Origin of the sequence: Mucilaginibacter sp. (genome assembly GCF_025359345.1) — a bacterium.
Taxonomy (GTDB): domain Bacteria; phylum Bacteroidota; class Bacteroidia; order Sphingobacteriales; family Sphingobacteriaceae; genus Mucilaginibacter.
Genome location: NZ_JANYGQ010000012.1, coordinates 87,460 through 114,225 on the forward strand (window position 1 = coordinate 87,460; position 26,766 = coordinate 114,225).

At 43.9% G+C, this 26,766-nt stretch carries 22 protein-coding genes; 15 read left to right on the plus strand and 7 right to left on the minus strand.

Going from position 1 to position 26,766, the window contains the following annotated elements; genetic code table 11:
• Positions 1-2: 2 nt before the first annotated feature.
• The gene (locus Q0R52_RS06600; protein ID WP_295793265.1) at positions 3-1,781 is read right to left on the minus strand and encodes a PAS domain-containing protein; all 1,779 of its coding nucleotides are present in this window, start codon (positions 1,779-1,781) and stop codon (positions 3-5) included.
• Between the two features lie 38 nt (positions 1,782-1,819).
• Positions 1,820-3,382 (minus strand): hybrid sensor histidine kinase/response regulator, encoded by a 1,563-nt coding sequence (locus Q0R52_RS06605; RefSeq protein ID WP_295793267.1) that lies wholly within the window; start codon positions 3,380-3,382, stop codon positions 1,820-1,822.
• Between the two features lie 286 nt (positions 3,383-3,668).
• On the opposite strand from Q0R52_RS06605, the gene Q0R52_RS06610 reads away from it, so the two are divergent.
• Complete coding sequence (locus tag Q0R52_RS06610) at positions 3,669-7,037, plus strand: methylmalonyl-CoA mutase family protein (protein ID WP_295793269.1); 3,369 nt, start codon at positions 3,669-3,671, stop codon at positions 7,035-7,037.
• Between the two features lie 59 nt (positions 7,038-7,096).
• Positions 7,097-7,831 (plus strand): zeta toxin family protein, encoded by a 735-nt coding sequence (locus tag Q0R52_RS06615; protein WP_295793270.1) that lies wholly within the window; start codon positions 7,097-7,099, stop codon positions 7,829-7,831.
• 49 nt (positions 7,832-7,880) lie between these two features.
• Here Q0R52_RS06615 and Q0R52_RS06620 read toward each other — a convergent pair whose 3' ends face one another.
• Positions 7,881-9,653, minus strand: coding sequence for a DUF885 domain-containing protein (locus Q0R52_RS06620; RefSeq protein WP_295793271.1), 1,773 nt, complete (start codon positions 9,651-9,653; stop codon positions 7,881-7,883).
• Between the two features lie 156 nt (positions 9,654-9,809).
• On the opposite strand from Q0R52_RS06620, the gene Q0R52_RS06625 reads away from it, so the two are divergent.
• The 3 genes from Q0R52_RS06625 to Q0R52_RS06635 all read left to right on the plus strand — a co-directional run bounded on the left by Q0R52_RS06625 (position 9,810) and on the right by Q0R52_RS06635 (position 12,149).
• Positions 9,810-10,430: a hypothetical protein gene (locus Q0R52_RS06625; RefSeq protein WP_295793273.1), complete on the plus strand. Its 621-nt coding sequence runs from the start codon at positions 9,810-9,812 to the stop codon at positions 10,428-10,430.
• 13 nt (positions 10,431-10,443) lie between these two features.
• Complete coding sequence (locus tag Q0R52_RS06630) at positions 10,444-11,250, plus strand: M15 family metallopeptidase (protein WP_295793274.1); 807 nt, start codon at positions 10,444-10,446, stop codon at positions 11,248-11,250.
• A gap of 140 nt (positions 11,251-11,390) precedes the next feature.
• A complete protein-coding gene (locus Q0R52_RS06635) occupies positions 11,391-12,149 on the plus strand; it encodes a DUF4846 domain-containing protein (RefSeq protein WP_295793275.1) in 759 nt (252 codons plus the stop codon).
• A 240-nt stretch (positions 12,150-12,389) separates the two neighbouring features.
• Here Q0R52_RS06635 and Q0R52_RS06640 read toward each other — a convergent pair whose 3' ends face one another.
• The 4 genes from Q0R52_RS06640 to Q0R52_RS06655 form a co-directional block, all read right to left on the minus strand.
• Complete coding sequence (locus Q0R52_RS06640) at positions 12,390-13,967, minus strand: serine hydrolase (protein WP_295793276.1); 1,578 nt, start codon at positions 13,965-13,967, stop codon at positions 12,390-12,392.
• A gap of 47 nt (positions 13,968-14,014) precedes the next feature.
• Positions 14,015-14,710, minus strand: coding sequence for a hypothetical protein (locus Q0R52_RS06645; RefSeq protein WP_295793278.1), 696 nt, complete (start codon positions 14,708-14,710; stop codon positions 14,015-14,017).
• Positions 14,711-14,827: 117 nt separating this feature from the next.
• Complete coding sequence (locus tag Q0R52_RS06650; protein ID WP_295793279.1) at positions 14,828-15,406, minus strand: thioredoxin family protein; 579 nt, start codon at positions 15,404-15,406, stop codon at positions 14,828-14,830.
• 25 nt (positions 15,407-15,431) lie between these two features.
• Complete coding sequence (locus Q0R52_RS06655) at positions 15,432-15,710, minus strand: hypothetical protein (RefSeq protein WP_295793281.1); 279 nt, start codon at positions 15,708-15,710, stop codon at positions 15,432-15,434.
• A gap of 202 nt (positions 15,711-15,912) precedes the next feature.
• Here Q0R52_RS06655 and mraZ point away from each other — a divergent pair, with 202 nt between their 5' ends.
• The 10 genes from mraZ to Q0R52_RS06705 form a co-directional block, all read left to right on the plus strand.
• Positions 15,913-16,377, plus strand: a complete 465-nt coding sequence (gene mraZ / locus Q0R52_RS06660; protein ID WP_295793283.1) for a division/cell wall cluster transcriptional repressor MraZ — start codon at positions 15,913-15,915, stop codon at positions 16,375-16,377.
• Positions 16,374-17,276 carry a 16S rRNA (cytosine(1402)-N(4))-methyltransferase RsmH gene (gene rsmH, locus Q0R52_RS06665; RefSeq protein WP_295793284.1) on the plus strand — a complete coding sequence of 301 codons (903 nt, stop codon included), beginning with the start codon at positions 16,374-16,376 and terminating at the stop codon, positions 17,274-17,276. The genes mraZ and rsmH overlap by 4 nt, the downstream gene beginning before the upstream one ends.
• Positions 17,273-17,692 carry an FtsL-like putative cell division protein gene (locus tag Q0R52_RS06670; RefSeq protein ID WP_295793286.1) on the plus strand — a complete coding sequence of 140 codons (420 nt, stop codon included), beginning with the start codon at positions 17,273-17,275 and terminating at the stop codon, positions 17,690-17,692. Before rsmH ends, Q0R52_RS06670 begins: the two co-directional genes overlap by 4 nt.
• Complete coding sequence (locus Q0R52_RS06675) at positions 17,682-19,799, plus strand: penicillin-binding protein (RefSeq protein WP_295793288.1); 2,118 nt, start codon at positions 17,682-17,684, stop codon at positions 19,797-19,799. The genes Q0R52_RS06670 and Q0R52_RS06675 overlap by 11 nt, the downstream gene beginning before the upstream one ends.
• Positions 19,796-21,256 carry a UDP-N-acetylmuramoyl-L-alanyl-D-glutamate--2,6-diaminopimelate ligase gene (locus Q0R52_RS06680; RefSeq protein ID WP_295793290.1) on the plus strand — a complete coding sequence of 487 codons (1,461 nt, stop codon included), beginning with the start codon at positions 19,796-19,798 and terminating at the stop codon, positions 21,254-21,256. The genes Q0R52_RS06675 and Q0R52_RS06680 overlap by 4 nt, the downstream gene beginning before the upstream one ends.
• A gap of 80 nt (positions 21,257-21,336) precedes the next feature.
• Positions 21,337-22,578, plus strand: coding sequence for a phospho-N-acetylmuramoyl-pentapeptide-transferase (gene mraY / locus Q0R52_RS06685; RefSeq protein WP_295793292.1), 1,242 nt, complete (start codon positions 21,337-21,339; stop codon positions 22,576-22,578).
• Positions 22,579-22,720: 142 nt separating this feature from the next.
• On the plus strand, positions 22,721-24,064 hold the full coding sequence (gene murD / locus Q0R52_RS06690; RefSeq protein ID WP_295793295.1) for a UDP-N-acetylmuramoyl-L-alanine--D-glutamate ligase: 1,344 nt from the start codon (positions 22,721-22,723) through the stop codon (positions 24,062-24,064).
• A 101-nt stretch (positions 24,065-24,165) separates the two neighbouring features.
• Complete coding sequence (locus tag Q0R52_RS06695) at positions 24,166-25,311, plus strand: putative peptidoglycan glycosyltransferase FtsW (protein ID WP_252793037.1); 1,146 nt, start codon at positions 24,166-24,168, stop codon at positions 25,309-25,311.
• Between the two features lie 88 nt (positions 25,312-25,399).
• Positions 25,400-26,500, plus strand: coding sequence for an undecaprenyldiphospho-muramoylpentapeptide beta-N-acetylglucosaminyltransferase (murG, locus tag Q0R52_RS06700; RefSeq protein WP_295793298.1), 1,101 nt, complete (start codon positions 25,400-25,402; stop codon positions 26,498-26,500).
• A 128-nt stretch (positions 26,501-26,628) separates the two neighbouring features.
• The coding region (locus Q0R52_RS06705) for a Mur ligase domain-containing protein (RefSeq protein WP_295793299.1) at positions 26,629-26,766 on the plus strand (138 nt) is incomplete at its 3' end.

Here is a 26,766-nt window from a genome sequence, read left to right on the forward strand (position 1 = left end):
AACTACACACTAAACTTAATTGTAGTAGTAGCCCCCAAACCCGGCCCGGGGCTTGCTATGTTAAATGAGCCTATATGGCTCTCAATAATAGTACGGCAATTGTAAAGCCCCAAGCCTGTACCGCTCTTTTTGGTGGTAAAACCGCGCACAAAAAACAGGCTGGCTGTTTGTTCGCTAAAGCCGCTCCCATTATCGGTAATTGTTAGCTGTAACACATCGCCGGCAGACATATCAATAGAAATGATTTTTTCTTCGGCATTCGGGTCAATAGCTTCGATGCTGTTTTTAAGGATATTTAAAATTACCTGCATTAGCTTTGTGTGATCGCCTTTTATGGTGTAGTTGCCCGGCTTGATGTTTACTTTTAGCTGTATGCCTTTTTTATCGATAGCGGCAAATAGCATGCTGCGGCAATCGTGAATAATGGTTTCCATATTTACCGGCTTGCGTTCCTGCATGCCTTTATGGTTTTTAACTAACTGGCGCTGAATATTGAGTATTTCCTGTATATGGGTGATGATATTCAGCAGCTCAGTTACCGATTTTTGTATATCAGCACTGTTTACCGCTTGCTCGCTCACAATGCCATCAGTTATGGATACCAGGGCACCGGCTTTATTGGCGCCAATGGCGCCTGCTATTTGAGTTTCGTTGGTCTTTAAAAATGCAGAAAGACTTTTTAGATTATCCAGGTTGTTTTTTCCGAGGCTTTGGTTAATACGGTTAAGATGCGCGCCAAGGCCTACCATTGCATTGCCTATATCATGCAAAAACTCAGATGCAATTTCAAATTTTCCCTGGGCAATTGCTTTTTCCAGCTGCTGTTCTTTTTGTTCTTCTAACTGCCTGTTGAGCACGTTCAGGTCTTCCGCTTTCTTTTTTAGTTCCTCCGATTGTTCTTTAAGGCCCTTGTTTAATTCCTTTAGTTTTTCGTCCGATTCTCTTCTCAGGGTAACATCGTGACCGATGCCCAACAGCCGGATAATTTTGCCGCGTTCATTACGAATAGGTATTTTAGTGGTTTGCAGCCAGCGCATTTTGCCCGTTGCGTCTAAAAAATACTCATCGTTATTAATTATTGGCACGCCGGTTTTCATTATATGCATATCGTCCTCATAACCGCGCCTGCCTATATCATTATTAAATAACTCCAGGTCTGTTTTGCCTAAAACTTCTTCTTCGGTTGAAGCGCCTATGCATTCAACGTCGGCGCGATTAGCTATAATCTTTCGCCCTTCTCTGTCCTTCACATAGATGGTATCAGGCAGATTGTCGATCAGCGTACGCAGCATAATACGTTCGCGTTGGATTATTTCTTCGGCTTTTTTGTGATGCGTAATATCAACCAGCGTACCGATCACGGCCAACTGTGCATTGTCGCCATCTTTGAAGACGCTACCCCTCGACCACATCCAAACCCAACTGCCGTTGCTATGAAGCATACGGAAATAAGTTTCAAATGTGTCCTTTGGATTATTGAGGACGTTATTAAATGAACTGACGGCAGCTTCTCTGTCTTCGGGATGAAGCAACTCAACCCAACAGCTTTTTAAATTACTGGCGCCCGACATGTCAAAATCCTTTATATCCCTGCCAAGTAATCGAAAATAGATGTCATTACACCAAAGAAATTCCGACTCGGCAAAGTATTCCCATGAACCAATTTCCGAAGCGCTGATAAAGGCCTTATATCGTTCAAGTTCTTTAAGGGCGGCTTTTTCAGATATTTTTGAGGAGATATTTTTGTCCTGCATTTCTGCATGCATATTCGTGAGCGTCATTTATAATGCGTATTATACTTGATATTGATAATTGTTAATTATATGGGCAATGTTATAGTAAACCTGGCGCCATCGTTGTTGGTTACGTCAATTCCACCGCCATGCCCCGTAATAAATTGTTTAGCTATTGAAAGGCCAAGCCCGGTGCCGTTCTTTTTGCGCCTGGTTACAAATGGTTCAAAAAGCGTGTTTCTTATTTCGGGCGATATTCCCGGGCCGTTATCGGCCACAACGAGCTTCATTTCTTTATTTTTTACCGTGCCCGAAATATCAATTTTACCGTTTATGATATGCTGATCGTGTAAGGCATCAACGGCGTTGTTCAATATATTTACAACAGTACCGCGCAACTTACTTTCGTCGCCCGATACGATTAGGCTTTCAGGCAAATTTTTGGTGATAGTTATTTTGCTGAACCCATCCCGGTTTTCGGCCTGTTTTATGGCCTCGTTAACAATTTTGTGAACATCAACAGGCACCTTCACAATCTTCGTTTCGTTAATAAAATCCAGGAAATCGTCGAAAATATTTGAAGCTTGTTCGGCAGATGTATCAATCATATCGATCAGTTCGGTATCCTGGCCGCCTTCGCGCATCAGGGAGGTAATTTGCCTGATATTTTTTATAGGGCATCGCAAATCATGCATCACCATAGCTAAAACCTGGCCAGCCGCCGAAAGCTTTTCCTTTTGAATTAATTTTTCGGTTAGCTCGGCATTCCGGATAGCCTGGGCTGCGTTTTGCACAAACAATTTTAACAGGTACATCTTTTCTGTTTTGAGCCTTTCATTTTGCTTTAAAATGGCGAAAACGGAATAATTTTGCATACGGGCAAGCACAAGGTCGTCAATTTGTATTACTTCGTCCCTGGCGATATCGATGGTCTTTACCCTGGCTATCAACTCCTGGAGATTGATTTTCTCCTCAAATGTGCCGATAGAAAGCACCTTTTCGTACACAAAACCATCATGCAGCTTTCCAAGCAGCGCCATATCGGTATTCAGAGAGGCAGCAAGTTGGTCGAGGATGTTTTTTAATAATGAGTTAAGCTGGTTGCTGTTAAGGCCGATGTTTGATATGGATTCAATCAGTTTTTCCAAATTACGCAGCTTGTTATAATCGGAGACTGCTTTAGTTGCAAGCTGTATAATTTCTTCGGATGCGTAGGGCTTGCAATGATAGCCTACATTTTGACCTGCCTGTTCAACAATATCTTCTATCGAACAATCGCTGTAGGCTGTTATGAAAATTATTTCGGCTTTTATGTCGTGTTTTCTTATCTCAATAGCCGCTTCAAGGCCATTTATGCCAGGCATACGCATATCCAGGAAAATAACCGCGTAGGGTTTACCCTTTTCCACAGCTGTTTTTACTTTTTGGATACCTTCCATCCCGTTCGATGCTTTGTCGACCGTGAAGCCGGGAATATTGCGGGTGCGCGGCACCAGCAAGGTTGAAGGGGCATCGAACAAAATATTGACGGCGTTACTGATGTTGGTTTGCTCCTGCGAGGTGCCCCTTGGTACAAGAATATCTTCGATATTGTCACGTACCATTTCTTCATCATCAATTACCAGTACAGAAGTGTTAAGCTCAGTCATAATAGCATTTTAAAAAATAAACAGGGTGTAATGTGATGTGTTAATACATCGTTGGTTTTTATAGTCGGCTTATACGCAGTTGATTTACATAAAGTTATGTTAGCCGGTTATATACCGAAGAACAATTTAATCAGGACACCATGGTTTACAGCTGGGATACACAGCTGTGCCAGAAACCCGCAGGCTGTAAATGCTTAGCTTATCCCGCGCAGGGATAATATTATGCACGCATAATATTTTGATGCTTTATTTATATTAATTTTGCACCATACTAATTATAGCCTGCATGGAAAGCATTGCTCCCTACAAATCCAGGTACAAAATCCGTTTTGTAACTGCTGCCTCGTTATTCGACGGGCATGATGCCACCATTAATATCATGCGCCGTATTTTGCAATCATCCGGTGCAGAAGTAATTCATTTGGGGCATAACCGCTCAGTTGATGAGGTGGTGAATTGCGCCATACAGGAAGATGTGCAGGGGATTGCCCTAACTAGCTACCAGGGCGGCCACGTGGAGTATTTTAAATACATGCACGACCTGCTGAAGGAGCGCGGCGCAGGCCATATCAAAATATTTGGTGGCGGCGGCGGCGTTTTTTTGCCCGACGAAATTGCCGAACTGCAAGCGTACGGTATAACAAAAATTTACTCACCCGATGATGGCCGCACCATGGGCCTGCAGGGAATGATAAATGATATGCTGGAGAAATGCGATTTCCAGAACAAAATAAAACTGAACGGCGAACTAAAACATCTGCCCGAAAAAGATATAAAATCAATTGCTACGGCGATAAGCATTGTAGAGAACTACCCCGCCGAGGCAGATGCCTTTTTAACCGAAGTTCACAAAATTATTAATAAGCTTACCACGCCGGTGCTGGGTATTACCGGTACAGGCGGTTCGGGTAAGTCATCTTTAGTGGATGAGATTGTCCGCCGGTTTTTGATGGAGACTGACAAAACCATGGCTATCATCTCTGTCGACCCATCCAAACGCAAAACAGGCGGCGCCTTGCTGGGCGACAGGATACGCATGAATGCTATCAACAATTCGCGTATTTATATGCGCTCGCTGGCTACACGGCAGGCTAACCTAGCGTTATCCAAGCATGTGCAGGAAAGCATTGATATTTGCAAAGCCGCCGGTTACGATTTAATTATTGTTGAAACTTCAGGCATCGGGCAATCGGATACTATGATTACCGATTACTGCGATTTTTCACTGTATGTAATGACTCCCGAGTTTGGCGCAGCTACCCAGCTGGAAAAAATCGACATGCTTGATTTCGCTGATTTGGTAGCCCTTAACAAGTTCGACAAACGAGGTGCATTGGATGCTATACGCGATGTGCGTAAACAATACAAGCGCAACCACATGCTGTTTCACGCTAAGGACGATGAGATACCTGTTTATGGCACCATGGCCTCACAGTTTAACGACCCCGGCATGAACACCCTGTTTACTGCGCTGATGAAAGCGATTAAAACAAAAACAGGTGTTGATTTAATTGGAACGCATGCCGCTGTTGAGCACGAAGGAGAATCGGAAAAGATATACATTATACCACCTGACCGGAACCGTTACCTGGCTGAGATTGCCGAAGGCAGCAATGCTTATAAAGAATGGGTGAATGAACAATGTAAAATTGCTCAGCAACTTTACCAGTTGGACGGGGTGATAAAGCTGATAAACGCGGAGACGCAAAGTATTGCGTCTCTACAGGATATAAAAAATCACCTTGACGACCAATTGCACGGCGATTGCAAACGCCTGTTGCGCGAATGGCCCGAGACGGTTGCCAATTACAAAGCTGAAAATTTTATTTATAAAGTGCGTGACAAGGAAATAAAGCAACCGCTTTATTATACCTCTTTATCTCAATTAAATATCCCTAAAATATCATTACCAAAATATGAAGCCTGGGGTGATATTTTGCGCTGGCTGCTTACCGAAAATGTACCGGGCGAATTCCCGTATGCGGCGGGTGTGTTCCCATTAAAACGCGAAGGGGAGGACCCAACCCGCATGTTTGCCGGCGAGGGCGGCCCGGAGCGTACTAATAAACGTTTCCACTACGTATCGTATGGTCAGCCCGCACACCGTTTATCAACTGCGTTTGACTCTGTAACCCTTTATGGAGAAGATCCGCATACACGGCCCGATATTTATGGCAAGATAGGCAACTCAGGCGTAAGTATTGCCACGCTTGATGATGCTAAAAAGCTGTACTCGGGTTTTGATTTGTGCAGTCCGTCAACATCGGTATCCATGACCATAAATGGCCCTGCACCTATGCTGCTCGGCTTTTTTATGAATGCCGCTATCGACCAGCAATGCGAGAAGTATATTAAAGAGAATAAGCTCGAATATTTGGTTGAGGCGAAGTTTAGGGAGTATTATGATGATAGGAACATAAGCCGCCCTGCTTACGATGGAGGTTTACCAAAAGGGAATGACGGTTTGGGCTTATCGCTTCTCGGCCTCACCGGCGACCAGGTGCTTCCACCCGATGTTTATGCAAAAATAAAAGGCTACGCCATTGCCACCGTTCGTGGTACGGTACAGGCGGATATATTGAAGGAAGACCAGGCACAAAATACCTGTATCTTTTCAACTGAGTTTGCGCTGCGGATGATGGGCGACATACAGCAGTATTTTATCAACGAAAAGGTAAGGAACTTTTATTCGGTGTCTATCTCCGGGTATCATATCGCCGAAGCCGGTGCTAACCCCGTTACGCAGCTGGCATTTACGCTATCAAACGGGTTTACTTATGTGGAGTATTACCTGAGCCGGGGCATGCATATAGATGATTTTGCGCCAAACCTGTCGTTCTTCTTCAGTAATGGTATCGATCCTGAATATTCGGTTATCGGCCGGGTTGCCCGTCGTATCTGGGCCAAGGCCATTAAAAACAAATACAGGGGTAACGACCGCTCGCAAAAGCTTAAATATCATATTCAAACCAGCGGTCGTTCGCTACATGCGCAGGAGATCGACTTTAACGATATCCGCACCACGCTGCAGGCTTTGTATGCCATTTACGATAACTGCAACTCGCTGCATACCAACGCGTACGACGAAGCAATTACCACCCCAACAGAAGAATCTGTTCGCAGGGCAATGGCTATCCAACTGATCATTAACCGCGAGCTTGGCCTCGCCAAAAATGAAAACCCTATACAGGGCGCATTTATTATTGAAGAGCTAACCGACTTGGTGGAAGAAGCCGTATTAGCCGAATTTAAAGCCATAAATGACCGTGGCGGCGTACTTGGCGCTATGGAAACCATGTACCAGCGCAGCAAAATACAGGAAGAATCGCTTTATTACGAAACGCTGAAACACACCGGCGAATACCCTATCGTGGGGGTAAATACCTTCCTCAACAAAAAAGGGTCGCCGACTATTGTACCATCAGAAGTTATCAGAGCAACTGAGGAAGAAAAGCAATACCAGATCGAGGCGCTGCACCAGTTTCAGCATCGCAACGAGGCGATTATTCCGCAACTGCTAAAAGAATTGCAGCACAAAGCCATCGCCGGCGAAAATATTTTCGAAAGCCTGATGGAAGCCTGCAAGTATTGTTCATTAGGGCAAATATCGCATGCGTTGTATGAGGTGGGGGGGCAGTATAGAAGGAATATGTAGTTGGTTAGTGATTAGAGATTAGGTTGTAAAATTGTAATTTGCGAGATAAATTATCCTGAATGCCCAACCTATACATCATAGCAGGCTGCGATGGCGCCGGTAAAACAACGGTAGCCAATACTCTATTGCCCGCAGTGCTTAATTGTACGGAGTTTGTAAACGCCGGCAGTATATTGGCAGGTTTATCGTTCCCAAACTCCAAACGAACGGTTATTGAGGCAGGCAGAATTGCTCTGACCAGGATTGAACTATTATTGCAACAGGGCGGGAATTTTGCCATTGAAACCACCCTTGCAGGTAAATGCTATGCAGGCCTCATTAGAAAAGCACAATCAAACGGGTACAAAGTTTCGCTAATATTTTTGTGGCTTAACACCCCTCAACTTGCCATACAACGCCTGGCCAGTGCGGAAGACAAGCATGTCTCGGGTGAAATAGTAGCCCGTAGGTTTATGCGTGGCCGCTATAACCTGCATAGCCTTTATATCCCTATTTGCGACTTTTATACAATAATCACTACCGATATGGGCAAACCCGACCAGGTTAAAACCAGGGAGGCCGGCCAGGTAACCAAAGCCGTTGATAGCTCGGGATTGCTGGTAAACACCAAAGCAAAATTGACACCTGAAAATGTTTTGCTGCGCGATAAGATATTAAAAGGGGTAACAGAAGCTTACAAGAAGCTTTTAATTACAGGCGTTGAAAACAACAGGAAACTTGTGATTGCCGACGAAGATGGTAATATTCAACAGCTACCGGCAATTGAATTACAAAAAAGGCTTTCAGAAAATTAATTCCGAAAGCCTCTTTTTCTCTTGATTCTTGTCTCCTGACTTTTTGCTTCTATTTCTGCGTTAAATAATCGGTCATTACAGCTTGCCGTAACAGGGCCGGCGGCAATATGCCTTGCGATAGTATAAAATCGTGAAAGCGCTGTTGATTAAATTTTGCGCCTTGTATTTTTTCGACATCTCGTCGCAGTGCTATCATTTTGGTGAAGCCATAAAAATAGCTGTTGGCCTGGCCGGGGGCATTAAGGCTGTAGCGCTGTACTTCCTGCTGGGCAAACGCGTGCGATTGTACCATATCGGTCATTAACAGATTTAATGCTTGTTCCTGGGTTATAGTGCCGGCTTGCAGCTCAGGGTCTAAAAAGGCGCGGGCGGCGCGCAGCAGGCGATAATCCAACGATACCAACTGGCCCTCGATCGGCATAAACGGACGGGTAATATATTCGGAATACAATCCCCATCCCTCAACGTTGGTTGAGTTAAAGGCATAAAGGGCACGGGCTTGCGATACGCCTTCTTCTACCATCTTGTCAAATTGCAGTTCGTGGCCGGGGCGTGCTTCGTGGGCTATGATGGTCCATGAGGCAGCATCGAAGGTAAAATCGTCGTATTTGTCTACCTTTTCGCCGGGAGCGGGCGGCATGTTCAACGGCAGCACAAATACACCACGCTGACCGGTATTATTTAAAAATGGCGGCGGTACCATATGCGGCGCCGGCGACTGTGCGGTTTCTGCCTCGCTGGCTAGCCTGATAATTGCTGGCCGGTTTGGCAGCGTTACTAAATGTTGTGCCCTTATTATAAATTCAATATCCGCTAAATGCTTTTGGTAAATCGGCATTATAGAATCGCCTATAATTTGCTTCTTTTTCAAAAATTTCATCACCTCGCGGTAATTGCTTGATGGCAGGTTGTATTTTTTGGCAATTTGCTCAGCCAGGGGCTTCATCTGTTCCTGGATGTCGGTAAACGCGACATGGGCTATTTTAGCCACTTCGGCCGGCGGGATGTCGATGCCATAACCTTCCAGGTTTAGTTTGTACTCTTCAGGCGGCAGTCGGAAATCTGTGCGGGCTTTGGGTAGTATCGTTGCTTTCACCCAGGCATCATAATCTTCCAATTGCTTTTTTATTTCCGCATAAGCCGTTTCGTACCCGGTAACTTGATATTTTTTAAATAAACCCTCTATCCCGGCCAGCATACTTGCATTGCGTGAAAGCGAAACCTCGGTGGCCTGTTTTGAAGGGTAAATCATTCCCGGCTTGGCAATTTGCTCAAGCGTACGGGCTTTATAGATAACGCTGATGGGTTGATAGCCATTCTGCAGCCCCGCATATTTTTTCAGGCGGATTACTGCGGCGGCTCTTCGCTCTACAGGTGTTTGATCGTCGAGCAATGACTGCAGGCCGCTAAAAACGGTTGCAGTTGCATTTAGAAACGGAACTTTTTTGTTTAGAGAAAAGTCTTCGTTTTTAAAGCTCAGCTTTAGTTGATTAATCAAAATATCAAGGTCCTGCTTTACAAATTTGTCGGTTTCTTTTTGTTTCGCGCCCTCCAGTGAGGTTAGTGCCGTTTCCCGTTCTTTACGCTCGGCAAGGTCGTTAGCCAGTGTTGGTACCGCTACCAGCGTATCGTACTTTGCCAGCCCCTGCGATGAGCCAAACTCGGGCGAATATTTTTCAGATATATCGATTAATATTTTGGTATAGCTGTTTGATTTTGCCACCCAGTCCTTGGGTTGGGTTTGGGCGCTTGCATTAAAGGCGTGAAGCGTAAATGCGCCGATTATTAAAGCAGATAGCGTTTTATTTTTTAGTATGAGCATTCGGTCAGATTAATAAGGTATAAAATTAGGTTTAAGATCGACATTTAGAGAAAAATTTAAGTGAAATGACTGAAAATTTAAATGAAGGCCCGTTTATTGAAATTTTGCGGGATGATTGCTGGATAAATTAGTAATTTTCTAAAAATATTATAGGCCATGATAATAGATAAAAAAAACGCCGTAGCCTTCCTGGTTTGCAACATTGTGTTAGTTGCTATACATATTTTTCTTCATGTTTACTTATCTGATACCGTATTCGGCATTAAGGCGCTAAGGCCGGGAACGTACATCTCTTTCTGGCTCATTATAGCTTTTATTGAAATACTTTTACGGCTGACAATTTCGCTTGGTATTTTTTGGATACTGAAGGTTTTTAAAGAAAAAACATGGATAAGAGTTGTTTTTTCGGCGTTCTTTGTATGGCAAATAGGTACAGTATTATCATTCGGTATTTCCAATAAAACTTTATCGGGATTTATTGCAATAATCTACTACGCCACCATTGTGCTGCTGATTTTACTGATCGCGGCGTTTTCATCGATGCGAGCTAGGCGTATAAAAGCATATCTGATCTGGTTCGCCATGCTAACACTATTTGTAGTGGCTTTGCCTCACCTCGGCGCCCAGTTATACGATAACTTTGGTAGTAAATGGCTGTTGATTAACCAAAGGGTTTTGGCAAGGATACCCACTTTGGCAACACTCATTTTATTTATTACGGTTTACAATATCAGCAGGAGTAAATTTGACGTTAATGAAGTGAACCCGGCAATTTAACTGTGTTTTAAGAATGAAAACAGTATTTTTAATATCGGTTTGTTTGTTCAACGGATACCATCTTTATATGGCTACTGATTATAGAGCAACAGCAATCCCGGTACCATATACAATCGACACTATCCCTGCATCCGCCAAAAAACTTGTAGCTGCATATCCCGATTTTATCTCCGCATACGCAAACAACAGCATCATCCTAAAAGACGGCACCAAACTACTATGGGACGATGGTATCAAGAATAAATCAGCGAAATTACTACTGGATAAGCCCGATATCGAAGATATGTTCAGTCAAAAATATAGCGTTGGTATCCAAAAAATACCAATTGCTGTAAACTTCGACCCGGGTCGGGTTAGGAATGAAGCTTTTTTTATAAAGATGTACGGCGCAAGCGAAAAGGAAGTAAGGAAAAACCTGACTGAGATAACCTGGTGCCCAAAGCTGGTTAATCAAAAAATTACCGTCACTAAAATAAATGGGATAGATAAGAAGTTAATGCAGATATCAGCTGAACTTGACGCGCATCCTGAATTTAAAAAATACGTAACCAACATAGGCGGAACTTTTACATGGCGCAATATAAATGGTACAAACCGGCACAGCATGCACAGCTTCGGGATGACAATTGACATCAACACCACTTACTCCGATTATTGGCAGTGGGCCTGCAAATGCACCAATGAAAATGCCGGAGTGACGTTTAAAAACAAGATACCGCAAGGCATTGTAGATATATTTGAAAAGCACGGATTTATATGGGGTGGCAAGTGGTATCACTTTGATACCATGCACTTTGAGTACAGACCTGAATTAATTTAAGAGCCTCACCCTGCCCTCTCCAAAGGAGAGGGTTCTGAAAATTGCAATGTTAGAGAGCGAAGTTAAGTCCTCTCCTTTGGAGAGGATTTAGGTGAGGCGAAGAAGAATTTTGTGTGAAAAAACATCAAGTTTAACAACCGATGAAAACAACGTTAACCTTTATCATTTTATTTATCAGCAACTTTTTTGCTGCTGATAATGTGACTACCCGTTTTAAAGCCCCCGAAGGTTATCATCGCGTTGCAGTAACGCCCGGAAGTTTTGCTGCATACCTCCAAAGCCTGCCTTTAAAACCGCCGGGTACGCAAACAAAAACGTACAAAGGCGATATAGCCCGTACTGATGTTTATACTGCGGCCGTTGTTGATATGAGTGTTGGCAATCAGGATTTACAACAATGCGCCGATGCCGTAATGCGCCTGCGCGGCGAATATCTTTACCAGCAAAAAAACTACAAGGCAATCAGCTTTAATTTTGTAAGCGGCTTTAAATGCGATTACATACACTATGCTGAGGGCTACAGGTACCGGAACGATAAATGGGTGTTAAAAGCAAAAAAAGACTATGGTTATCCCGCGTTTATGCGCTATATGGAACTGGTGTTTTCGTACGCCAGTACGATATCGTTGGAGCGCGAGACCCGCGCCATAACAAACCCTAACGAACTAAAAGCCGGGGATATATTTATCCATGGCGGCTCGCCGGGGCATTGTTTTATTGTGATGGATGTAGTGGAGAATAGCCAGCACCAAAAGCAGTTTTTACTGGCTCAAAGCTTTATGCCCGCCCAAAATATACAGGTGCTGCAATATAATTCGCCATGGTTCAGTATGGAGAAACACAGTGATATTTTGTATGGCGAATTGATTGCGAAGAATTATTTAAGAAAGTTTGAATAGCTGAGCCTGCTTAGATGCCGATGGTTAAGTAGTTTTTATGAAAAGTACTGACACCAATTTGTCAGTACTTTTCGCGTTTTTTGAGTGGTAAATAAGCCAAAAAGTGCATTATTATTACAGAAACAAGCTTTTTAGTGCCTTGGGCCGAACCGTTACTGTTCCACCCTGTTCATACTGTTCCACTGTGAACAGCAACGTTAAATTATACTTCCGAAATCGGCACTTCGACTTCCGCATTCCTCAGTTCACTTTATGAAAATCCAAATCCTGGAAATCAAAACTGAAATCTGTTGCCGGCGATACCGCTTTCAGCTTTAAACCAGATGATTTACCATTTTCATCAAATGAGAAGAGTGCAAAGGCATCGGCTTCCATGCTGCGGTACACCCATTTTATAACAAAGGTGTTGCCCTTATAAAGCATCATTTGCCCGCTTAGTTTGGGCGAATGCTTCACGTTAAACCAAAGCTGCCCTTTTTTTTCGCTGATAACCGCATCGCCAAGCCAATTATCATGATAAGTGCCGGTATAAAGCTTTGCATCTACGTTTGCAGCATCTTTTTTGCTGGCTTCCACCTGCTTCCAAACTTTAGTGGTTACTTTGTCGGAGCCGCCCATGTTGGCTTTTTCTTGGTCGGATAGTAGTTTTATCCAGTCGCGACCGGTTTTGAGGCCGAGGTAGCTGTCTTTAATCTGGTTGGTGACCGCTGTAAATGCGGCACCCGATGCCTGGTTGGTTAATACTATTATAGCCAGCTTAAGCTCAGGCAGCAGCATTACCTGGGTTACCATGCCATCAATGCCGCCGGTGTGGCTCACTTGCTTGTATCCTTTTACATCAGACAAAAACCAGCCCAAGCCGTAAGCTGCAAAGTGGGTATTATAATACGGGCTTTGCCCCACAGGTATTATAGTTTGTGGCGACCACATTTGCCAGTGAATCGCCTGGCTGAAAAGCTGCTTGCCGTCGCCATATTTACCGTTGTTCATCTGCATAATTACCCATTTGCTCAAATCGGTTACGCTCGAGTAGATGCCGCCTGCTGCATTGCCGGTAGTACTTAAATATCTTGGTATCACCACTACCTTACCATCAACCGGCGAATGTGCATCAACGACGTTGGAATAATCCCTTATCCGCTGGTACGCTGCCGAGCTACCCGTCATACCCAATGGCTTCATAATCCGGGTTTCGATAAATTCCTCCCAGCTTATTCCCGATACCCGGGCAATAACTTCGCCTGCCAATTTATACAATTGGTTATCATAATCGTACTTGCTTCTGAAGCTTGATGCAGGTTTAAGGTAACGCAGGTTATGTATCACATCCTTCATGGTAAAATCTGTGGAGTCCGGGAAATCCATTAAATCGCCTGCACCCAGGCCCAGGCCACTGCGGTGGGTAAGTAAATCGCGTATAGTAAACTCGGCGGTAACATACGGGTCGTACATCTTAAACTCGGGGATATAGTCGGTAACCTTATCGTCCAGCTTTAATTTGCCTTCATCACTCAAAATACCTATAGCAGCCACTGTAAAAGCCTTACTGTTTGATGCAATGCCGAACAGCGTGTTTTCATCAACTTTTTTGCCGGTATTTAACGAGCGTACGCCATAGCCTTTGGCATAAACAACTTTATCATCCTTGACAATGGCTACGGCGATGCCGGGCACATTGAAGGATTTTAGCGCACGTTCAACCATGCGGTCGACAGAGTCGGTGGTAATTACCTGGGCGTTGGTTTTGATTGCAGCTATCAGCAGAAAAGAAAACAGCGCGATAAATTTAAAGTGATGGGGGAATTTGGTTGATTGCATGATGAGATCAGTTTGTTACTCAAACATACAAATAATGAGGATAAATGCTACGCCTTTTCGCCCGCGGCAGCCCAGAAAACCAAATAGCCTGCTTTATCCTTTTTAATCGTAATGCTTTTAAGAATTTTTCCAGGGTCGGTTTCTACCTTGAGCAAATCGATATTGTGATGATCCTTTTCGGTCATGTTGTTTTTATTGCCCCATTTGGCAAGGTCATGAGCCAGGTAGCAAATACTTTTATCGGTTGGGTTAAGGTCGGTATAGTAATCAGGCAGCGTAATATCTTTTATAACAGTGCCGGTTTTGTAATTGAGGATAATATGCAACTGCGACGCACCTTCAGAACTGGTAAGGGCAAGGTAAACAGCTTTATACTTTTGTTGCGGCACCGCAAATTCAACTTGTCCGGACCCGGCTATATTGCAGGTTTGTAAATTCAGGCTGTCGGCATTTGAGTAGTGTAGTTTTATTTCCGGATGCGATTCGTTTGCAGCGAAAATGGGATTATCAGGCAAAGCATGCGGCTCCTTATCGCCATTAAATAATGCTGCTGAAAGCGTGAGATAGCCATCGCCGAAACCGCCACCATCAATGCCCTTTGTCCAGGTTGTTATGTGTTTATTATTTAAGGTAGATACCGGCCGCGCGTTTAATATTTTTTGGATATCGAATTGGACGACCTTGTTGTTTTGGAATGAGAAGTTGACGAATAACAAAAAGACCAGGAAAGATAAAATTCTCATTTATAAATGTTTATTGAAGGGAGATAGCGTGGACGGGCGAAATCTCAGATTTGAGGATGTTTTTATAATAGCGAAGGGTTTCAAACCCATCGCTATTATAAAGCCTCTTTTATGTTTTTATTCAGTTCCTTTTGCCGGTGCCGGAGGTGGCTGGTTTAAAAGAAAGCGCTTGTGAATTATTGCGATGTCCCCATCTTTTAAATTCGATGTTTTCTTCAAAATCGCATCAAAAAAGGCGACCTCTTTTTCGCTGGCGGGGCAGCCCACATTATCTTCGGGAATGCCGATGGCAGCACCATCTTTCGGCATCAGCGAATTGGCGAGCACATTGCCTTTGGTGTCCAAAACAAGCCAAAAAGGCAAGCCCGAACTTTCGCCTGCATATTTAGTCATCACCTTCATCGCACCCGGGTTTTCAAGGTCGACCTTTTGAGGCTGCTCCATTACGTCCAGATGAGCGATAACATAATTATCATCAAACATTTTTTTGCAAATAGGGTCGTTTAACGATGCATCCATTTTTTTGCACCAGCCGCACCACGATGCATGGAACATCAGCAGTACTTTTTTATTTTCTTTGCCTGCCTGGGCGAAAGCGTCTTTCAACACGGTTTCGTATGCCGGTATGGTTGTTTGAGCCACTGCTGCCGATCCAATCAGCATAAACAGGGCGTAAAGTAGATGTTTTGCTTTCATAATAATTAAATATAGACGTTATTTTTCAATTAAGTTGCTGTAGGTAATCTAAAAAGCCGGGAATCGAAATTTCTCCCACTTTACTGCCTTTCACCATGATATTTATGCTGCCGTTTGCCTTGTGTAATTGCAGTCTGCGTTTAAACAAGTGGTTATCACTTGATTGCATAAATGCCGCGACGTTTTTTAGTGTCGATTTCCGGCAAACATTTTCCACGCCATTGTTATAAACTACCAACCTGGCCTTTTTGCCGGTGTTTTCAATGGCTAAATCATACCCGTTATCAAGCTTTAAAATATTCATCTTTTTGCTGCGTAACTACTTAAAAATTAGGTAGAAATGGATTTATTTGATAAAGTTTCTTAAGACAAAAGAAAACAAATTACGGTACAAATAATAATCCACATGGCTATTACACAAGTGTTAATAACTTTAGTGGTAAGAAGTGGTAAGAAGTGGTAAAAGAAATCTAATTTTACATACAATTAATTGCCATAGCTTTTATATGTCCTATTTAAACGGCGAGTTTGAGTGTAAACTAGATAACAAAGGGCGCATGATGATCCCTGCGGGCCTCAAGAAACAGCTTCCAGAAGCTGAGAAAGAGAGCCTTGTGATCAATCGTGGCTTTAAAAAGTATCTGGTCATTTACACTAAACAAGAATGGGACAAAAAACTTGATGAACTCAACAAACTTAATCAATACGAAACCAAAAACATAGAATTCATCAGGTATTTTACCCGCGGCGCAACTGAATTATCGCTTGATGCTGCCGGTAGGGTGAATTTACCACAAGGGTTATTGGACTATGCCGGTATTGGCAGCGATGTGGTTTTAAACTGTATGCTAACAAAAATTGAAATGTGGGACAGGGCGGCATACAATGCGATGATTGAAAGCGAGCCTGAAAACTTCGCTGCATTGGCCGAAGAAGTAATGGGCGATAAAAGAAGGGAGGGTAACATATGAGCACCTACCATACTCCTGTAATGCTTAAGGAATGTATTGAAGGCCTTGCAATTAAACCGGCGGGCACCTACGTTGATGTGACCTTTGGTGGTGGCGGCCATTCGCGCGAAATATTAAAGCATTTGAATAAGGACGGCAGGCTGCTGGCTTTTGACCAGGATGCCGATGCACAACAGAATGCGATAGATGACGAACGTTTTGTGTTTATCGACCAAAACTTCCGTTACCTGAAAAACTTTTGCCGTTTGCATGATGCTGCTCCGGTTGATGGCATACTGGCTGATTTAGGTGTTTCGTCGTACCAGTTTGACCAGGCTGAGCGCGGGTTTTCAATCCGCTTTGATGCTGAGTTGGATATGCGAATGAATCAGCATTCGGAGTTGAGTGCTAAAGAGGTAGTTAATAATTACAGTGAAGCAGAGCTTCATAAAATTTTTGGCGTTTACGGCGAGATACAAAATGCAAAATCGCTGGCTAATACAATTGTAATGGCAAGACTGAATGCGCCCATAGTTACAGTTGCCGATTTGAAAAATGCGATCAGTAACCGCATCCCGAAAGGAAAAGAAAATAAATACCTGGCGCAGGTTTTCCAGGCTTTGCGCATCGAAGTTAACCAGGAGTTAGAAGCGCTGAAGGATTTTTTAATCCAGACGGTATCGGTACTGGTATCTGGCGGGCGTTTGGTCGTGATGTCGTACCATTCGCTGGAAGACAGGCTGGTAAAAAACTTCATCGCCAAAGGCAAATTCAGCGGTGAGCTGGAGAAAGATTTATACGGAAACGATAACAGGCCATTTGATGCGGTAAGCCGCGGGGCTATAACAGCATCAGAAGAAGAAATAAAAGATAATAACAGGGCACGGAGCGCTAAGTTAAGGATAGCGGTAAAAAAATGACAAACAGGCTGCGTACGCAAATAGAGGAGGAAGAAGCTGAACAACAAAAACTAATTGTTGAGGAAAAACGCGACCAGGAATTTCCCGACAACTGGTTCACTCAGTTTTTTACCAAAGGTTTCTGGAATGCCGAATCGGCAACCCGGGCGCTGCCGTTTTTACTGTTTATTGCTTTTTTGGGTATGGTGTACATAGCCAACATGCACCTGGCTGAAAGAAACATACGCGATATTAATAAGATAAGCAAAGAGGTAAAGGAGCTGAGTTGGGATTTTAAAACCACTAAAGCTGAGTTGGCTTTTAAAAGTACGCTTACGCAAGTTGTAAAACGTTCGGATACGCTGGGGCTCGGCTTAAAAGAGTCGCTTACGCCACCACAAAAATTAACAGATACGGAGGTGAAGAATGAGCATTAGGAAAAATATACTCATACGCGTTTACCTGGCCTTCGGGTTGATACTGCTTTTTGCTGCGGCAGTGGTTATACAGCTTTGCCGCGTACAGTTTGTGCAGGGGGCAAAGTGGAAAGCCATGGCAACTACGCTTAGCACGAAATACCAAACTGTAGAAGCCGCCCGCGGAAATATTTTCGCTGTTGATATGAGCCTGTTGGCAACATCGGTACCTGAATATGACGTGCACCTGGATATGGGCGCGCCCGGATTTGATGATGATGATACATTTAATGCAAGTGTTGATTCGCTGGCTATAAAGCTATCGGAGTTATATGAAGATAAAACGCCAAAAGAATATAACCGCTGGCTGCGTGATGCACGCAAAGAGGGTTCGCGTTATGAACTGCTGAACAGGCGCAGGTTAACACACCATGAACTGTTGGCGCTGCGTAAGTTTCCGATTTTCAGGTTGGGTAAATACAAAGGCGGGTTGATAGTGGTTGAGCAAAACAGGCGTGTACTGCCATTTAAATCGTTGGCCTCGCGTACTATAGGCTACAAGAATGACAACGTAAAAAACGCGGTTGGGCTTGAAGGGGCATACGCTAATTATATAAATGGCGAAAGCGGCAAACGCCTGGTGCAGCGCGTGGCAGGTGGCTTATGGATGCCTGTAAATAACGGCGAGGATGAGGTTGAGCCTAAAGATGGCGCAGATATTATTTCGACGATTGATGTGAACTTCCAGGATATAGCCCAGGAAGTATTAAAAGCACAACTGGATAGCACCGGCGCCGACCATGGCTGCGTGGTGTTAATGGAGGTTGCCACCGGAGAGATAAGAGCGATAGCCAACTTTACGAGGAATAAAGAGGGGAAATACGAGGAAAAGCTAAACTATGCCATCAGCGATGCCGGCGATCCGGGTTCGACCTTTAAACTGGCTACTTATATGGCTTTGTTCGATCAGCATAAAATTGATACCAATACCATGATTAATGGCGACGGTGGTAAATACAAAATACCAAAGGGCCCGATGATCAGCGACGTTGAGGACTACAATTTTATGATGACGGCTAAAAAGGCTTTCGAGGAATCGTCGAACGTGGCGGCCGCAAAATTTGTGTACAACGCCTATTATAACAATCCGTGGCAGTATACCGATAAGCTGTATAGCTTCCATTTAAACGAAAGACTGGGTTTGCAAATTTCGGGGGAGCCTACGCCGGTAGTTAAAAACCCAAAAAGCCGCAGCTGGAATATAAATTACACGCTTCCTGAAATGGCCTACGGTTACGAAATGAAGATTACGCCACTGCAAATGCTGGCGCTTTATAACGCCGTAGCTAATAACGGCAAAATGATAGCACCGATACTGGTGAAAGAAATTCGCCGGCTAGGGAATACAGTTGAGCAATTCCAGGCGAGGGTAATCAATCCAAAAGTATGCTCGGATGCTACGCTTGGTAAAATGAAAAACCTGCTTGAGGGGGTAGTTAAAGAAGGTAACGTTAAAAGCCTGTTTAAAAATGCGGAATACACTGCCGCCGGAAAAACCGGAACAGCACAAATAGCTAATACCTCAAAAGGGTATGGCGGCGATAAAAAGAATTATCAAACATCTTTCGCGGGATATTTTCCGGCTCAAAACCCTAAATATTCCATGATAGTGGTGGTTAACCGGCCCTCAAAAGGCTCGTACCTGGCGGCTAAGGTTGCCGCGCCGGTATTCAAAAAAATTGCCGACCGGGTTTATGCCGCCGATCATGGATTACACCCTGCACCGGTAGTACATTATGTGGGGAATACGAATTTACCGCAGATAAAGAAGGGTAACGTAAAAGCGCTGAAACAGGTTTATACCAGGCTTAATGTTAAGCCGCTGTATGCAAATAATACAGCAACCAATAGTGTTGATACCAGTAACGGTATTGCGTTTGAAGAAGCTACTTATAAAAGCGGGGTTGTGCCGCAGGTAAAGGGCATGGGTTTAAGTGATGCATTGTATGCACTGGGAAATGCAGGCTATAAAGTTGTGGCACGCGGCAGCGGTATGGTGGCAAACCAGTCGGAAGCGGCAGGCAGTATAATTCCAAAGGGATCAAAAATAATAATTCAATTGCAATGAGATATTTGAGCGACATAATAGAGGGGCTGGCATTTACCGAACTGCAGGGAAGCGCCGATGTGGAGATTACCGCCATTGTTTTTGATTCGCGCAAGGTGGTGCCGGGCTGCATGTTTGTGGCTGTAAAGGGCACCGTTGTTGACGGGCACGATTACATTTTGCGGGCAATTGAGCAGGGTGCCATCGCGATAATTTGCGAAGAGCTGCCGTCGCGTGTTACCGGCGAAGTTGACTTTTTAATGGTAGCCGATTCGTCCGTTGCACTGGCAATTGTATCGGCTAATTTTTACGACAATCCATCAGCGCAATTAAAACTGGTAGGGGTAACCGGCACCAATGGCAAAACCACTATTGCCACATTGCTTTATAAGCTGTTCCGCGATATGGGTTATAAATGCGGGTTGCTATCGACTGTTGAAAACCAAATAAACGGCGAAGTAATAACTGCTACCCACACCACGCCGGACCCGGTAGTACTTAACGCTTTATTATCCGAAATGGTTGAAAAAGGCTGCGATTACTGCTTTATGGAAGTTAGTTCGCATGCTATAGCCCAGCACCGCATAACCGCGCTGAATTTTACCGGGGCCATATTCTCGAACTTAACACACGACCATTTAGATTACCATAAAACATTTGAAAAGTACCTGAAGGCCAAGAAAATGTTTTTTGATGAGTTGCCGGCCAACGCTTTTGCATTGACCAACATTGACGATAAAAATGGTAATGTAATGCTGCAGAATACCAAAGCGCACAAGAAAACATACGGTTTAAAAAATATGGCTGATTATAAGGCCCGCATTTTAGAAAACCAGTTTGAAGGCTTGCATTTGCAGATTGACGGTGAAGAGGTTTGGTTTAAAATGGTAGGTACGTTCAACGCCTACAATTTACTGGCAGTTTATTCGGCAGCCATGCTGTTAGAGCAAGACAAAACCAAAATACTTACCAGCCTGAGCAAGCTTACCGGCGCACGTGGAAGGTTTGATTACATAATAGCGCCAAATAAAATCATCGGTATTGTTGATTATGCCCACTCGCCGGATGCAATCCAGAACATCCTGAGCACAGTGCATGATATCCGCAAGAATAACGAGAAAGTGATAACCGTAATAGGCTGTGGCGGTGACCGCGACAAAACCAAACGCCCGGTTATGGCCAAAGCCGCCTGCGAGTGGAGCGACAGGGTTATCCTAACATCAGACAATCCCCGCTCGGAAGACCCGGCGCAGATTATAAGGGATATGGAAGAAGGTGTCGACCCGGCATTTAAAAGGTACACACTGAGTATCGTGGATAGAAGAGAAGCGATAAAAACAGCATGCATGCTGGCCAAGCCAGGAGATATAGTGGTGGTAGCAGGAAAAGGTCACGAAAAATATCAGGAAGTAAAAGGCGAACGCTCACACTTCGACGACATGGAAGAATTGTCAAACATTTTTAGCGAGTTAACCTAAGGACGGTACAAAAGAAAAATCGGTGAAATCATCCTCAAATGGGTGAAATCACAAATAATAAACCAATGAAATCTGAATAAATGCTTTACTATTTCTTCACCTGGCTAAACAAAAATTACACAATTCCTGGTACGGGGGTGTTTCAATACATCACGTTCCGAATGGCAATGGCTGTAATTACATCGCTGATAGTTACAACGGTGTTCGGGCGCAGGCTGATTGATTATTTGCGTTTTAAACAGGTTGGCGAAACAGTCCGCAACCTGGGTTTAGAAGGGCAGATGCAAAAAGCAGGTACCCCCACCATGGGCGGGCTCATCATTATTTTAGGCATACTGGTACCTACGCTGTTGTTTGCTAAACTTGGTAATATCTATGTTATCATGATGTTGGTTACCACCGTATGGCTGGGCGCAATAGGCTTTTTGGATGACTATATTAAAGTATTTAAGAAGAACAAGGAGGGCCTTGCAGGCAGGTTTAAGATAATAGGCCAGGTAGGTTTAGCGCTGTTTATTGGCTTTACCATGTATTCCAATTCGGATATAGTAATACGCCAGGAAGTAAAACCACCGGTAAAAATTGATGCGCCGGTTGAGTTCCACATGCGTAACAACAAACCGGTTTATACCCAGGATATCCGTTCGACAAAAACAACCATGCCGTTTTATAAAAACAACGAATTTGACTATGGCAAAGTGTTGAAGTTCATTGGCGCCGATTCTGATCATTACTCGTTGCTGGTGTTTATGTTTTGCGTAATTATCATTATCACCTTTATATCAAACGGGGCAAATATTACAGACGGCATCGATGGGTTGGCAACGGGTACGTCCGCTATAATCGGCATTACGCTGGCCATACTGGCTTATGTATCAAGTAACACGATTATAGCCGAATACCTGAATATAATGTACATCCCCAATTCGAGCGAGCTGGTAATTTTTGCAGGTGCTTTTGTGGGAGCTTGTGTGGGCTTTTTGTGGTATAACTCGTATCCGGCGCAAGTATTTATGGGCGATACAGGAAGCCTTGCCATAGGCGGTATAATAGCGGTATTCGCCATTATGATACGTAAGGAACTTTTAGTGCCATTACTGTGCGGGATTTTTGTGATAGAAAACTTCTCGGTAATTATCCAGGTAAGCTGGTTTAAATATACGCGGTTAAGATTTGGCGAAGGCCGCCGGGTGTTTTTAATGTCGCCCCTGCACCATCATTATCAAAAAAAGGGTTTCCATGAAGCAAAAATCGTAACCCGGTTTTGGATTATAGGTATCCTGCTGGCGATAGTGACGATAATAACATTGAAGCTGAGGTAGGGAAGTCGGAAGTCGGAAGTCGGAAGTCGGAAGTCGGAAGTCGGAAGTCGGAAGAATTTGGAGTGGATAAAATTAGGAATTAAATAAGTGATGAAGCCGGGTAAAATCGGTGAAATCAAGATAAATAATCGACGTAATCAAAGTGGAACAGAAAAAAATCATAGCAATTCTCGGGGCCGGCGAAAGCGGGGTGGGAGCGGCATACCTGGCGCAACAGCAGGGTTATGATGTTTTTGTATCTGATTTTGGGGCCATCGCTGATAACTACAAAAAGCAACTGCAGGATTGGAATATCCGCTTTGAAGAAAACCAACATACTGAAGCTGAGATATTAAATGCGATTGAAGTTATAAAAAGCCCGGGCATACCCGAAAAGGCACCGATAATTAAAAAACTGAGGGCACAAGGCACTCCGGTTATTTCCGAAATTGAATTCGCGGGCAGGTATACCGATGCCAAAATTATAGGTATTACGGGCTCAAACGGTAAAACCACCACTACTACGCTAACCTACGAAATTCTGAAACATGCAGGTTTAAACGTAGGGTTGGCCGGTAACATAGGGCAAAGCTTTGCTTACCAGGTAGCTACGGAAAAATTCGATATATACGTGCTTGAGCTGAGCAGTTTTATGTTGGATGATATGTACAAATTCAGGGTTAACATAGCCATGCTACTTAATATAACACCCGATCATTTAGACCGGTACGAATATAAAATGGAGAACTACGCGGCGTCGAAGTTTCGCATCTCTCAAAACCAAACAGCCGACGACGTTTTCATCTATTGCGCCGATGATCCCGAAACCATTAAAGGAATAGCCGGGCGAAGCTTTGCAGCACAATTATTCCCCTTTTCAATTGAAAACACAGTTGAACAAGGCGCTTTTTTAGACCAGGACAATATTGTCATTAACACTCACCAAGAATATTTTACAATGTCAATTCACGATTTAGCATTACAGGGCAAGCACAACCTTTACAACTCAATGGCATCAGGCGTTGCAGCTAAATACCTCGAAATACGCAATCCCATATTGCGCGAGAGTATGAGCAGCATTAAGCCCATTGAGCACCGGATGGAATCGGTTGCGGTAATATCCGGCATCAGCTTTATCAACGATTCAAAGGCTACCAATGTTAATTCAACATGGTATGCCCTGGAAAGTATGACAAGTGACGTAATACTGATTTTGGGTGGTGTCGACAAAGGTAACGACTATACTATGCTCCGCAGCCTGGTGAAGCAAAAGGTGAAAGCTATAGTGTGCCTGGGTAAAGACAATAAGCGCATCCACGATGCTTTTGAAGATATAGTTGAGGTGATTGTGAATACCCACTCGGCCCAGGAGGCGGCAACGGTATCATACCACCTCGCTACAAAAGGCGATACGGTGCTATTATCGCCGGCATGTGCCAGTTTTGATTTATTCAAAAATTATGAAGACAGGGGGCGGCAGTTTAAACAAGCGGTGAAAGAGTTATAGAAGCGACCCCCTGGCCCCCTAAAGGGAGAACGAGCGGGACTATAGAGAATAGAAATTAATAAATATTAACAAAAAAACGCCCCTTTAGGGGTTGGGGGCATATGCATAGAATACTCAGTAATACAAAAGGAGACCGCTGGATATGGCTTATCGTCATATTGTTGTCGGTTATTTCGTTGCTGGCTGTTTACAGCGCCATCGGGTCGCTTGCTTATAAAAAAGGGGTGGGGACAGAGTCGATTTTAATTAAGCACCTGGCTATGTTGGTTGCAGGGTTGGCGCTGATGTACATTGCCCATAAAATTGATTACCGCTATTACCGGGGTATATCAAAATTGTTGATGATTATAACCATACCTCTGCTGTTGTATACACTACTTTCTGGTCACCATGTTAACGAGGCCAGCAGGTGGATTCCGATACCGGGCACCGGTTTAAGCTTTCAGACATCAGATTTGGCGAAGCTGGCGTTGATAACCTACCTGGCGCGGACATTATCGATAAAACAGGAAAATATAAAGGATGTAAAGGAATCTTTCATCCCAATCATGGGTGCGGTATGCCTGGTATTTGCGCTGATTGCATGGGCAAACCTTTCAACCGCGCTGATGCTTTTCGGAGTTAGCATATTGCTGCTGATAATGGGGCGCATAAGTGTTAAACAAATTGCGGTGGTATGTTTGGGCGGTGCTATTGTATTGTGCGGGATAGTGTTTTTAGGTCCACGCAGGCACATGTACATTACCCGTATTGAAACCTATATGCATCCTGAAAAGGCCGACAAGGATAAATCACAACAAGCTAACCACGCAAAAATAGCTATAGCCACCGGTGGGCTATTTGGTAAGGGCGTTGGTAAAAGTGAGGAGATAAACAGTTTGCCCGAAGCATATTCGGATGAGATTTATGCCATTATAGTTGAAGAATACGGACTTGTTGGCGGTATAGTACTGATAGGTATTTACCTGTTTTTGTTGTTTAGGTGTATAAGAATTGCAACCCGGGCACCAAAAGCGTTTGGTACACTGCTCGCGGCTGGTTTAAGCTTTAGCTTAACCATACAGGCATTTGCAAATATGGCTGTAGCGGTAGGGCTTGGCCCGGTAACTGGTATACCGCTGCCATTTGTAAGTATGGGTGGTACCAGCATATTATTTACAAGTTTAGCGTTTGGTATTATATTATCGGTAAGCCGGGATATTGACGAACCTAAGAAGGTAGTGGTGGGCGAGATAAGCATAGCGTAATAAGTTTGCAGTTTTGAATAGGCGTTTGGCAGTAGACAAAATGCAAGTAATAATATTTAGTGAAATCGTTGTAATCAATCAATAATCGGTGAAAGCAAAAAGGATCATAATTAGCGGTGGCGGCACAGGAGGGCATATTTTCCCGGCTATTGCTATTGCCAATGCTTTGAAGGCCATTGACCCGGCTACCGAAATATTGTTTGTAGGGGCTGCCGGCCGTATGGAGATGGAGAAAGTGCCTGCTGCCGGTTATAAAATTATTGGGTTAGAGATACAAGGCATTCAGCGTAAATCTATCTGGAAAAATATAATGTTCCCGGTAAAGCTGATGCTGAGTGTAAGGCGTTCGGTTGATATTATAAAAGATTTTAAACCGGATGCGGTTGTGGGTGTGGGCGGCTATGCTTCGGGGCCATTATTGTATGCGGCATCGGTGCGGAAAATTCCTTATTTAATACAGGAACAAAACTCGTACGCAGGCATCACCAATAAATGGCTGGGCAAGCATGCCAAAAAGATATGCGTTGCTTTTGACGGCATGGAGAAGTTTTTCCCGGCCGACAGGATTATTAAAACAGGCAACCCGATACGTAAAGACTCGGTAAATATTGCCGGCAAACAAATGCAGGCGCTGGAGCTTTTTAAGCTGTCGGCCTTTAAGAAAACTATCCTGGTAACAGGAGGAAGCCTTGGGGCTGGTACACTAAATAAAAGCATAATGGCCGGGCTTGCTAAGCTGATAGATGCTGATGTTCAGGTGATATGGCAAACCGGCAAGTTTTACTATAAAGGAATTATTGAAAAACTGGTTGAGAGCATTAACCCCAATATAAAAGTACTGGAGTTTTTAAATAGGATGGATTTGGCCTATGCTGCTGCCGATGTAATTATATCGAGGGCGGGCGCCGGCACCATCGCCGAGCTGTACATGGTAAAAAAGCCGGTAATACTGGTGCCTTCGCCAAATGTGGCTGAAGATCACCAGACAAAAAACGCATTGGCCCTGGTGCAGGAACATGCGGCCGTATTTATCCCCGACCGGGATGCTGAAGAGAAATTAGTAGACAAAGCCATAGAGCTTTTAAACGATAAGGATTTACAAAAAAAGCTAAGCACCAACATCGCCAAAATGGCTATGCCAAATGCGGATGAGGTGATAGCGAGGGAAGTTTTTAAAATGATCAAGTAGTTCATAGTTGATGGTTCATAGTTCATAGTAGGAAAAGTCCATGGACCATACACGATAGACCATGGTAAATAGGAATAGGAAAAATCGGTGAAATCATTAAAATCAATGAAATCACAAAAAATAACAAAATGGAATTAGGCAATATAAAACGGGTTTATTTAGTGGGAATCGGCGGCATCGGGATGAGCGGCCTGGCCCGGTATTTTCATCACCTGGGCTGTGTTGTTTGCGGTTATGATAAAACATCCACCGATTTAACCAACGAT

Coding starts and splice junctions, on each gene's coding strand:
- Q0R52_RS06680 (WP_295793290.1), top strand. CDS start 19,796: ATGAGATATTTGAGCGACATAATAGAGGGGCTGGCATTTACCGAACTG.
- Q0R52_RS06620 (WP_295793271.1), bottom strand. CDS start 9,653: ATGCTCATACTAAAAAATAAAACGCTATCTGCTTTAATAATCGGCGCA.
- Q0R52_RS06670 (WP_295793286.1), top strand. CDS start 17,273: ATGACAAACAGGCTGCGTACGCAAATAGAGGAGGAAGAAGCTGAACAA.
- Q0R52_RS06695 (WP_252793037.1), top strand. CDS start 24,166: ATGCATAGAATACTCAGTAATACAAAAGGAGACCGCTGGATATGGCTT.
- rsmH (WP_295793284.1), top strand. CDS start 16,374: ATGAGCACCTACCATACTCCTGTAATGCTTAAGGAATGTATTGAAGGC.
- Q0R52_RS06610 (WP_295793269.1), top strand. CDS start 3,669: ATGGAAAGCATTGCTCCCTACAAATCCAGGTACAAAATCCGTTTTGTA.
- Q0R52_RS06655 (WP_295793281.1), bottom strand. CDS start 15,710: ATGAATATTTTAAAGCTTGATAACGGGTATGATTTAGCCATTGAAAAC.
- Q0R52_RS06650 (WP_295793279.1), bottom strand. CDS start 15,406: ATGAAAGCAAAACATCTACTTTACGCCCTGTTTATGCTGATTGGATCG.
- Q0R52_RS06605 (WP_295793267.1), bottom strand. CDS start 3,382: ATGACTGAGCTTAACACTTCTGTACTGGTAATTGATGATGAAGAAATG.
- Q0R52_RS06625 (WP_295793273.1), top strand. CDS start 9,810: ATGATAATAGATAAAAAAAACGCCGTAGCCTTCCTGGTTTGCAACATT.
- Q0R52_RS06635 (WP_295793275.1), top strand. CDS start 11,391: ATGAAAACAACGTTAACCTTTATCATTTTATTTATCAGCAACTTTTTT.
- Q0R52_RS06630 (WP_295793274.1), top strand. CDS start 10,444: ATGAAAACAGTATTTTTAATATCGGTTTGTTTGTTCAACGGATACCAT.
- mraY (WP_295793292.1), top strand. CDS start 21,337: ATGCTTTACTATTTCTTCACCTGGCTAAACAAAAATTACACAATTCCT.
- Q0R52_RS06675 (WP_295793288.1), top strand. CDS start 17,682: ATGAGCATTAGGAAAAATATACTCATACGCGTTTACCTGGCCTTCGGG.
- mraZ (WP_295793283.1), top strand. CDS start 15,913: ATGTCCTATTTAAACGGCGAGTTTGAGTGTAAACTAGATAACAAAGGG.
- Q0R52_RS06615 (WP_295793270.1), top strand. CDS start 7,097: ATGCCCAACCTATACATCATAGCAGGCTGCGATGGCGCCGGTAAAACA.
- Q0R52_RS06640 (WP_295793276.1), bottom strand. CDS start 13,967: ATGCAATCAACCAAATTCCCCCATCACTTTAAATTTATCGCGCTGTTT.
- Q0R52_RS06600 (WP_295793265.1), bottom strand. CDS start 1,781: ATGACGCTCACGAATATGCATGCAGAAATGCAGGACAAAAATATCTCC.
- Q0R52_RS06645 (WP_295793278.1), bottom strand. CDS start 14,710: ATGAGAATTTTATCTTTCCTGGTCTTTTTGTTATTCGTCAACTTCTCA.